The organism is Caballeronia choica (genome assembly GCF_001544535.1).
GTDB classification, from domain to species: domain Bacteria; phylum Pseudomonadota; class Gammaproteobacteria; order Burkholderiales; family Burkholderiaceae; genus Caballeronia; species Caballeronia choica.
This window is the reverse complement of sequence record NZ_FCON02000058.1, coordinates 38,617-48,628: the sequence shown is the minus strand read 5'-3', so window position 1 is coordinate 48,628 and position 10,012 is coordinate 38,617. Positions and strand designations below refer to the sequence as shown.

Genomic DNA, 10,012 nt, shown 5'->3' with positions numbered 1-10,012 from the left:
GTCCGGCGCCTGCCTTGCGGCAGGCGCCGGACTTTGGTCAATTCCGAAGCGTTACGTGAGTCCGCGTTCCTTACCGGTCCGCGTCACCGGCAATCTTGCCGGCATCCTTGAATTGCTGAAGCAGTTCCAGACCCGTCCAGTCACGACGCCCGCCTTGCTCGGCCGCCCGTATCAGCGTCCTCGCTTTCGCATTGAACGGTGCCTCGCGTCCGAGCGACGCCGCCAGAGCGACGATTTCGCCACTCAGATACTCGATCTCGGTCGGACGCCCTTGCTCGAGGTCTTCCCACATCGATGAGCGCGCTTGCTCATCGATCTTGTGCCGCTCACCGACGAGTCGCGCATAGTCTTCATCCGGCAGGCGAAGCAGGCCGATCATTTCGGCGGGTGGGACCAGCCCGATATCCGCGGGCAGCGCGATGCCTGCGTCAGTCATGCATTGCAAGGCCTCCTCGATGCACAGCGCAAGGCACTGCCGATAACCCGACTCGCCAAGCTGCGCGCGAAGCGGCCGGCCGGACAGCGCATTGATCGGATTGTTGAGGTTCAGCAGCAGCTTGCCCCATTGTGTCCCGACGACATCGGCCATCCGCAGCAGCGGCAATCCCGCCTTCTCGAACCAGGGCACATAGATGTCCAGCAGCGGACCGTGTTCGACATGCAGCTCCCCGCTCGTGCCGCGGTGCCAGTGGCCTGCCTTGGTGTGAGCGACATTGAAGGGCACCATGCCCGCAATCACACGCGCCTCGCCCAGGCCGTCACGCAACGTGGCAACATTGCGCACGCCGTTCTGCAGGCTGACGACGGGCACGCCTTCGCGCGCATGACGCTGGATTTCCGCAATCGCGTCCGGCGTCCCTTCGCTCTTGACCGTCACGAGAATGAGCGTGGCTTCGGAAAGGACTTGAGGGTCCGTGCGATAGTCGACTTCGCCAGGCTCGAACCTGTGTTGCCGTCCTTCCTGATCGGTGAGCAGCATGCCGTTGGCGGCGATTTCGCGCTGAATGCCCGGCCGCCCGAGAAAAGTCACCGGCAGCCCGGCCGCGGCCAGCCAGCCGCCGATATAGCATCCGACCGAGCCGGCGCCATGTATCACGATTCGTTTCGAAACGTCCACGTGTGTATTCCTCTTTTGGGCGCGTGGCCCGGGTTGAATGATGGAGATCGACAGGACCACGTCGATGAGAACGTATTGCGGGTGGCGCACGGCCCCCGCAGGAGGAAATCGCGCACGAGCATCGCCATGCCATAGCCTTTGATGCTCGCGCCGTTGTCACTCGTTGCCAGTCAGCGGGCGCTCGGCTGGCGCAGCTCACGCCGCAGGATCTTGCCGACGGCCGACTTCGGCAGCGCCTCGACGATGTGCACGATCTTTGGCACCTTGTAGGCCACCATGCCCGCGCGGCAGTGGGCGATCACGTCCTGTTCGGTCAGCGCGCTCTCCGGCGCCTTGACGACAAAGAGCGCGACCGCTTCGCCCGTCTTCTCGTCGGGCACGCCAATGCAGGCGCATTCGGCCACACCGGGGCACGCAGTGGCGACATCTTCGACCTCATTGGGATAGACGTTGAATCCCGAGACGATGATCATGTCCTTCTTGCGGTCGACGATCTTCAGATACCCGTTGGCGTCGAACACGCCGATGTCGCCCGTGCGAAAGTAACCGTCCGCCGTAAAGGCCGATGCGTTCGCCTCGGGCTTCTCCCAATAGCCACGCATCACCTGCGGGCCCTTCACGCAAATCTCGCCAGACCCACCTTCGGCAACCTCCTGGTCCTTCTCGTCCAGCAACTTGACGTCCGTCGACGGCAGCGGCAAGCCCGTGGTCCCGTTGAACTCGTCGATGAATTGCGGATTGAACGAGAGCACCGGCGATGTCTCCGACAAACCGTAGCCCTCACGGATGAAGCTGCCCGTGATGGCCTTCCACCGCTCGGAGACGGTGCGCACGATCGCCGCGCCGCCGCCGCCGGACAGACGCAGGCGCGACCAGTCGACTTCGGGAAGTTGCGGATGCTGGATCAGGCTGGCGTACAGCGTGTTCACACCGAAGAAGACGGAGGGCCGCGCCGCCTTGAGCGTGGCCAGGAAATCGGCGCCATCGCGCGGATTCGCCACCATCCAGTTCTCCGCGCCAACCGAGAAGTAGGTGATGAAGTTCACCATCAGCGCGAAGATGTGATAAAGCGGAATCGCGGTGACGATGACCTCCTCGCCCGGACGCATCGCGTCCGACATGAAGGCTTTGAACTGCTCGGTATTGGCGACCAGATTGCGATGCGACAGCGCCGCGCCCTTGGACAGCCCGGTGGTGCCGCCCGTGTATTGAAGGAACAGCAGGTCGTCGCCCGACACGGCTACCGGCTCGCGTTGCAGCGTGTTGCCTTTCGCGAGCGCAGTGCGCAACGTGACCGCATCGTCGAATCCATCGACGGGCATCTCTGCGCCGAGCGCATCGCCAGCCGAGGGACGGCCCGCGATCAGCACATGCCGCACGGGCGTGTTCGCGATGATTGCAGCCAGCGTGGGCAGCGCGTCCCCATAGATCACGATGCGCTCGCTACCCGAGTCGCTGAGCTGGTGCTCGAGTTCGCGAGACGTGTAGAGCGGGTTGACGTTGACCTGCACAGCGCCCGCTCGGATGATCCCCAGAAACGCGATGGGGAACGCCGCGATATTGGGCAGCATCACGGCGACGCGGTCGCCCTTCTTCACGCCGACGCTTTGCAGGTAAGCGCAGAAGTCGCGTGAAAGAGCGTCGATCTCGGCAAAGGTGAACTTCTGGCCGGCGCAGACGAAAGCGGTCTTGTCGGCGAATCGGATCATCGCGTCATCGGTCAGGGAGACGATCGAGGCGTGAGCGTCGGCGTCGATCTCGGCGGGAATGCTGCCATACGAGGCAAGCCAGTGGCGGGCGGTCATGATGTCTCTTCGGTAATGAAAATGGCGGGCGTCGGTCTTACTGTCTGTAGCTTGCGTCGATGCGGTCGAGCTTGCGCAGCAGTGCCGGCCAGACGAACGAGCCGTCCACCGCTTGCGCCTTGACCGAGTCCATCGCACCATCGACGATTCCCTGATCCACGCGAAGCAGTTCCGCGCCGCCCGACTGCGCCGCGAGCTGGATCTGGCACGTGGTCTCGAACAGGTACATGGCGAGGAAAGCATCGGACACGGTTTTGCCCACCGTCAGCAGACCGTGGTTGCGCAACATCATGAAGGTGGCATTCCCGAGGTCCGCCTGCAAGCGCGGCTTCTCGTCTTCACGCAGGGCGACGCCTTCATAGTCGTGGTAAGCAAGCGAAGACAGCACGAAGGTCGATTGCTGGCTGATCGGCAGAACCCCTGCCTTTTGGGCGCTCACCCCGACACCGGCCCGCGTGTGGGTGTGCAGCACGCAGCCTACGTCGTGGCGGCCAGCGTGAATGCTGCTGTGGATCGTGAAACCGGCAGGATTCACGGCATACGGACTGTCGCTCAACTTGTTGCAGTGCTGGTCGACCTTGATGAGACTGGACGCGGTGATCTCATCGAACATCAGCCCATAGGGGTTGATCAGGAAATGATGCTCCGGGCCGGGCACGCGGGCGCTGATGTGGGTGAAGACCAGGTCGGTCCATCCATACTGCGCGACGAGCCGATAGCACGCTGCGAGGTCGACTCGCAATTGCCACTCTTCGGCGGAGACTTCACTCTGGATGGCGGAAGGTTGCTGGATAGTCATCATGATCCTCGGTTCTCAGATTGCGGGACGGTCTTCGGTTTGCGTGGCTGGCTTCATCGCCGACTTGTACACGCTCTTGCGCGGCTTGGCGAAGACGCGCCGCAGCATGGGTTCGAACTCGCTGATCGGCAGGGTTTCGCCGTTCGGGTCGAATGCGGGGTTGTCGTATATCGCGCAGAATTCTTCCGTGCGCGCGTAGCACGGGTGGTCTTTGAACTGGTCGCGCAGGTTGCGATCCATGCCCACGTGGTGAAAGAAATAATGTCCCTGGAAGATGCCGTGGTGCTTGACCATCCAGTAGTTTTCGTCGGAGACGAAGGGCTGCAGGATGGTCGCGGCCACGTCCGGGTGATTGAAGCTGCCGAGCGTATCGCCGATATCGTGCAGGAGTGCGCAGACGACGTATTCTTCATCCCGTCCGTCGCGCAGTGCCAGCGTCGCCGTTTGCAGCGAGTGCGTGTAGCGGTCGATCGGGAAGCCGCCAAAGTCGCCATGCAGCAGATTCAGGTGCTCGACGATGCGCTCGGGCAAGCCGCGCGTGAGACTGATAAATTCACCGCCGAGGATCTGCCAGTCTTCGCGGGTGGTTTGATCGAGGCGGGTAAAGTGGGTTTGAGGCGCGCTTTTGCTCATGGCGGTTTGCTCGCGAGTGACAGTGATGCCATGGTGCGCGATTGCGCGTAGCCAGAATGTTCATTTTTTATCAATGTAGGGCTTATGCGGATGTCGGCGCATCGTGCAAGTATGTCCTAGTCTCGCCGGGGAAGAGTTTGTAAGCCTTCGAGTTCGCCTTCGCGACCGGAGGGGGGTCGCTGGCGCTTGGGTGGGTGGGGTTGTTGTTTACACCGTTTGATGCGCTTGGGCTTCTATGGAACTTGTATTCTTATTGGTTTATTTGCTCTGCCCCTGTCCGGGGCGGGACTCACTTTCTTTGCTGCTGCAAAGAAAGTAAGCAAAGAAAGCAGCTTTCCAACGCCAATCCTTGCCACGCCCCGCTAGCCCGTTCCCTCGGAGTGGTCCAACCGGGGGAGTGTCGTTAGCGGAGTTTCATCGTTGTTGGCATGTAGAAAAGGCACGCACCTCGCACCGCGACAGGGAGTGGAACAGCAGTCATTCATCCGTCATGGCACTGCGTGCCCGACGACAGGTCGTTAAGCGGTGAATTGAAGCATGCAGCAAGCACGAACGTAGGATGGTGATATTGCGATGGGCGTTGGGTCTCGGTTTTGCCTGACGGGTGAGCGCGTAGCGCGAGGCCGGATGTATGACTGCTGGTCCACTTCGTATAGCGGTGCGACGCCCGTACCTCTTCTACATGCCAACAACGAGGAAACCCCGCTAACGACACTCCCCCGGTTGGACCACTCCGAGGGAGCGGTCTGGAGGTGCATGGCAAGGATTGGCGGTGGAAAGCTGCTTTCTTTGCTTACTTTCTTTGCAGCAGCAAAGAAAGTGAGTCCCGCCCCGGACAGGGGCAGAGCCAATAAACCAATAAGAAAACAAGTTCCATAGAAGCCCGAGCGCATCAAACGGCGTGTTGCTCCCATTGCCGAAGCAGGTATACACGATACCCAGGCTGACAGCTAATAGACATCCCGCAGATACCGCTTCTCTCGTCCAAGCCGATCGACATACTCGGCAGCTTTTTCACCGCTCATGCCCCCGTGCCGCTCGACAACCGATTTCAGCGCGGCATCCACATCCTTCGCCATCCGCGCAGCGTCGCCGCATACGTAGAAATGCGCGCCCGCTTCGAGCCAGCCCCAAAGCGCCTCGCCCTGCTCTCGCATCCGGTCCTGTACGTAGATCTTCTCGGTCTGGTCGCGGGAAAACGCGACGTCCAGCCTCGTCAGCAGGCCGCTTGCACGCATGCCCTCGAGTTCATCGCGATAGTAGAAATCGCTGGCCGCGTGCTGCTCACCGAAGAACAACCAGTTGCGCCCGCCGTCGCCCCGTGCGCGCCGCTCGTGGAGAAAGCCGCGAAACGGTGCCACGCCGGTGCCGGGGCCCACCATGATCATCGGCGTGTCGCCGGCATGCGGCGGCCGGAAATGCGCCGACTTCTGAACGAACACCGGCACGCTGACGTCACCCGCGCGGTCGGCGAGAAAGGTGGAAGACACGCCCTTCCGATGTCGCCTTCCATTGTTGTACCGGACTGCCGCGACCGTCAGGTGGACTTCACCGTGATGCGCCTTGGGACTCGACGCAATCGAATAGAGCCGCGGCTGCATGCGCTTGAGCATGCCGACGAGTTCCTGCGCGGAAAGATCGACGGGATATTCGTGCAGCACATCGGCGAGTTGCTGCCCCCATAGCCATTTTTTCAGGTCCGCCTTGCGATCGCCGCCAAGGAGTTCCTTGAGCCCACCGTCGCGGGAACGCGATGCGATGAACGCCAGCGCGTCGGGGCCAGGACGCGCAATCTCGAAGTACTTGCCGAGCGCATCGGCGAGCCGTATGTCCCCCACCCCCGCGACCTTGACCACGGCGTCCGCCGAAAGACCGCTCAGGCCAATGAGTTCATCGACCAGCTCCGGACAGTTGCTCGGCCATACGCCGAGCGCGTCTCCGGCCTCGTAGTGAAGGTTGCTGCCGTCCGTCGAGAGAGAGAAGTAGCGCGTGTCCTTCGCGCCCTCCTTGTTCAGCCGCAGATTCGTGACGAGTCGCGAGGCTGCCGGGCTCGTCCTGGATGGCGTCGTGCCGGGAATCACGGCCGGTATCATGCCCTCGGCGGAGACGGCGTGCAGCGAGGCGTCGTCGTCCTTGATGCGCGCGATGACCCGCTCGAGCCAGGCGTCGGCCGCCGGCTGAAACTCGGCATCGCAGTCGACGCGATCGAGCAAGCGCGTGGCGCCTCGTTCAGCCATCCGTGCATCCAGCTTGCGACCGTGTCCGCAAAACTGGTCATAGTTCTGATCGCCGAACGCGAGTACCGCATAGTGCAAGTCCGCCAGAGACGGCGCCTTGTCGGACTGGAGGCCCTCCCAGAACGCGTGGCCGTTGTCGGGCGCATCGCCGTCGCCGAACGTACTCGTCATCAGCAACAGGTACTGCGCTTTCGGCAAGTCCGAGACCTTGTAGTCCGCCATGCACGAGGTGCGGATTTCGAAGCCGGACTCCATCAGTTGCGTCGCGTATCGTTCGGTCAGCGCCTCGATGTTTCCCGTTTGCGAAGCCCATAGCAGCGTCACCTTGGGCCTCGCGTGCGCGATTTGCACAGTGGCGGCGGTCGTCGCGGGCGTCGGCGCATCGAGCACAGAAACGGCGCGCTCAGCCCTGCTGAAAAGCCCGGCAAGCAAGCCGTCGAGCCAGAGCCGCGTCGTCGGCGCCAGCGGAGCACTCGCTGGAAGCACCGGAACGCCGCCGCTCCGACGACCCTCGTCGGACCGCAAGCCACTGATGAATCCGGCGATATACATGCGCTCCGTGTCGCTGAGTTTCGGCGCCGGTAGCGCGGGCACGTCAAGAAGGGTGGCAAAGGCGTCGATACGGGGCATCTCGAGTTCCTGATGGGGCCGGGCCTGGTGGACGAGCGTCGCATCGGATCGCTCGGGAACGGCGGCTTCGCCGGCCGATGCCGGGGCGGTCGCACGTTCGACGCGGGCAAGCGCGACGGCACAGAATTTGAATTCGGGCTGCTGCGAGATCGGATCGATCGCGTCATTCGTCACGGCGTTGATGCACAGGTCTTCGCCGAAGACGTCGTTCCAGTGCATCGGCGCGAAGCAGTTGCCCGGGCGCACGCGCTCCGTCACCACGGCCGGGAGCACGGCCCGGCCGCGGCGCGAGCGAATCTCGACGGCATCCTTGTCTTCGATGCCGAGCGTCGCTGCATCTTCGGGATGCAGTTCCACGAAGGGTCCCGGATTGAGCTTGTTCAGCATCGCGACCTTGCCGGTCTTCGTCATCGTGTGCCATTGATGCTGCAAGCGACCGGTGTTGAGGACGATCGGAGACTCGGCGTCAGGCATCTCCGCCGGCGCGACATGGGGGCGCGCATGGAAGATGCCCTTGCCGGTCGGCGTCGGGAAAGCGATGCGCGGACGACGTCCGTCGGCGCGCTCCTGGAGCGTCTGACTGACGCCGTCATTCAGGTAGCGCAGCGGATTGCGATCCGCGCGACTGTCGGGCGCGCAAGGCCATTGCAGCGGCGTTTCCCGAAGCCTCGCGTGGCTCGCCCCGCGCAGGTCATATCCCGTCTTCGGATTGGCCATGCGCGTGATCTCATCGAAGACCTGCTCGGCCGACGCATAGGTGAAGGCTTCGGCAAAGCCCATCTCGCAAGCGACGCGAGCGATGATCTGCCAATCCGGCAATGCCGAGCCGGGCGGGTCGATGGCCTTCTCCATCAGCGTCATGTTGCGCTCGGAGTTGATCATCACGCCCTCCGCCTCGGCCCACAACGCGCCGGGCAAAAGAACGTCGGCATGGCGGTTGGTTTCCGTGTCGAGGAAGGCATCCTGCGCGACGACGAATTCGGCCGCCTGCAGGCCCGCGACCACGTTCTGGCGGTTCGCCACGCTTGCCACGGGATTGGTGCAGACGATCCAGCACGCCTTGATGTCGCCCGCCTGCATGCGCGAGAACATGTCCACCGTGCCCGCACCGAGCGACGTCTTCAACGTGCCGTGCGGAACGCGCCAGGCGTCTTCGATGAATGCGCGATCTTCCTCCGAGAGCACGGAACGCTGGCCCGGCAGACCCGGGCCCATGTAGCCCATCTCGCGACCGCCCATCGCGTTCGGCTGCCCGGTGAGCGAGAACGGCCCGCTGCCGGGACGGCATATCTTCCCCGTCGCGAGATGCAGGTTGCAGATCGCGTTGGTGTTCCAGGTGCCGTGCGAGCTCTGGTTGAGCCCCATGGTCCAGCAACTCATCCAGTCCGGCGCCGCGCCGATCCATCGAGCCGCCTGGCGGATGTCCGCTTCGGGAATGCCGGTGATCTCCGCGACCTTGTCGGGCGCATAGTCTTCGAGGAAGCCGGGCATCGCGTCCCAGCCTTCGGTGAAATCGGCGATGAAGGCCGGATCGGTAGCGCCATTCTTGTGCAGCAGATGTAACAAGCCGTTCAGCAACGCGAGATCGGTGCCGGGTCTGATCTGCATGAACAGGCTCGCCTTGTCGGCGGTCGCGTTGCGGCGCGGATCGACGACAATCAGCTTCGCGCCCGCTTTCACGCGGTCCATCATGCGCAGGAACAGGATCGGATGACAGTCGGCCATGTTCGCGCCGATCACGAAGAACAGGTTGGCACGGTCGAAGTCCTGATACGAGCCCGGTGGCCCGTCGGCACCGAGCGACAGCTTGTATCCGCTGCCGGCGCTCGCCATGCACAGTCGCGAGTTCGATTCGATGTTGTTCGTGCCGACGAAGCCCTTGGCGAGCTTGTTCACCAGGTACTGCGCCTCGATCGACATCTGCCCGGACACATAGAACGAGAGTGCATCCGGCCCGTGCGCATCGAGGATGGCGCGCAGGCGCCGGGCGGTATCGGAGATGGCCTGATCCATGGCGAGCGGCACGGGGTCCTGATCGCGCGCGTGGCGGATATAGGCGCTTTCGAGCCGGCCCGACTTGCGCAAGGGGACATGCGCCGACGACCCCTTGGTGCACAGCCGGCCGAAGTTGGTCGGGTGCTCCTTGTCGCCCGAAATCTTGATGACCTGTCCTCCGTCGACGTGCAGGACCACGCCGCAGCCAACGCCGCAGTACGGGCAAACCGATTTGACGCTCGTGCCGGTCATGGCGCGACCGCTGCATGCGGCTTGCGGCGATCTGTGCGACGTGCGTGTTTATCTGCCATTTCGTTCCCGAGAAAAACAAAACGGCGTCCCGCGAGCCGGTCGAATGACCGGATCAGGGGACGCCGTTGTCCAGAAGTGTTCGTGAGTGCAGTTTTGAAGCTGCGCCGGATCTGCGTTGATCCGATGCGAACTTCAATGCAAGCGTTGTGCCATGCAGCGAGAATTGCCGCTCGGCCTTGCCGGTGCGGGGTTTATGGCGTGGTAGGAACGCGCTGGCGTTTGAGCGGTGCGTCGCTTTTCAGGGCGAGATGCACGGGAATGGTGCGTCGCAGCACAGGGATGGTTGCTGCCGCTTGGGGTTCGGGGTTGTTATCATCCCGCGACCTGGCGACCAAGCGAAGCGATATCGATGACGAACTGGAATAGAACAGTAACGCTCTGAACGGAGGCGAAAAACTCGCTGGCTGATGGCTGCGAGTCAACGCAACTCACCACATGTAGCGCGACACTGCCACGGGCGTGATCGCGCTACGGAAGGAAGATC

Annotated in this window: 5 protein-coding genes; all 5 read right to left on the bottom strand. The window is 62.9% G+C overall.

All coding sequences use genetic code 11. From position 1 onward, the window contains the following. Positions 1–70: 70 nt before the first annotated feature. Entirely contained in the window at positions 71–1,117 is a 1,047-nt protein-coding gene (locus AWB68_RS23555) for a 2-dehydropantoate 2-reductase (protein WP_087646754.1), read from the bottom strand. 170 nt (positions 1,118–1,287) lie between these two features. Beyond that, on the bottom strand, positions 1,288–2,922 hold the full coding sequence (locus AWB68_RS23550; protein WP_087646753.1) for an AMP-binding protein: 1,635 nt from the start codon (positions 2,920–2,922) through the stop codon (positions 1,288–1,290). A gap of 37 nt (positions 2,923–2,959) precedes the next feature. Further along, a complete protein-coding gene (locus AWB68_RS23545; RefSeq protein ID WP_087646752.1) occupies positions 2,960–3,721 on the bottom strand; it encodes a class II aldolase/adducin family protein in 762 nt (253 codons plus the stop codon). Positions 3,722–3,736: 15 nt separating this feature from the next. After that, on the bottom strand, positions 3,737–4,354 hold the full coding sequence (locus AWB68_RS23540; RefSeq protein WP_087646751.1) for an HD domain-containing protein: 618 nt from the start codon (positions 4,352–4,354) through the stop codon (positions 3,737–3,739). Positions 4,355–5,304: 950 nt separating this feature from the next. Next, positions 5,305–9,468, bottom strand: coding sequence for a bifunctional nitrate reductase/sulfite reductase flavoprotein subunit alpha (locus AWB68_RS23530; RefSeq protein ID WP_087646749.1), 4,164 nt, complete (start codon positions 9,466–9,468; stop codon positions 5,305–5,307). Between the last annotated feature and the right edge of the window lie 544 nt (positions 9,469–10,012).

Excerpts from the sequence above, each read along its gene's own strand:
- AWB68_RS23550 (WP_087646753.1), bottom strand. The coding sequence starts at position 2,922 with ATGACCGCCCGCCACTGGCTTGCCTCGTATGGCAGCATTCCCGCCGAG.
- AWB68_RS23545 (WP_087646752.1), bottom strand. The coding sequence starts at position 3,721 with ATGACTATCCAGCAACCTTCCGCCATCCAGAGTGAAGTCTCCGCCGAA.
- AWB68_RS23540 (WP_087646751.1), bottom strand. The coding sequence starts at position 4,354 with ATGAGCAAAAGCGCGCCTCAAACCCACTTTACCCGCCTCGATCAAACC.
- AWB68_RS23530 (WP_087646749.1), bottom strand. The coding sequence starts at position 9,468 with ATGACCGGCACGAGCGTCAAATCGGTTTGCCCGTACTGCGGCGTTGGC.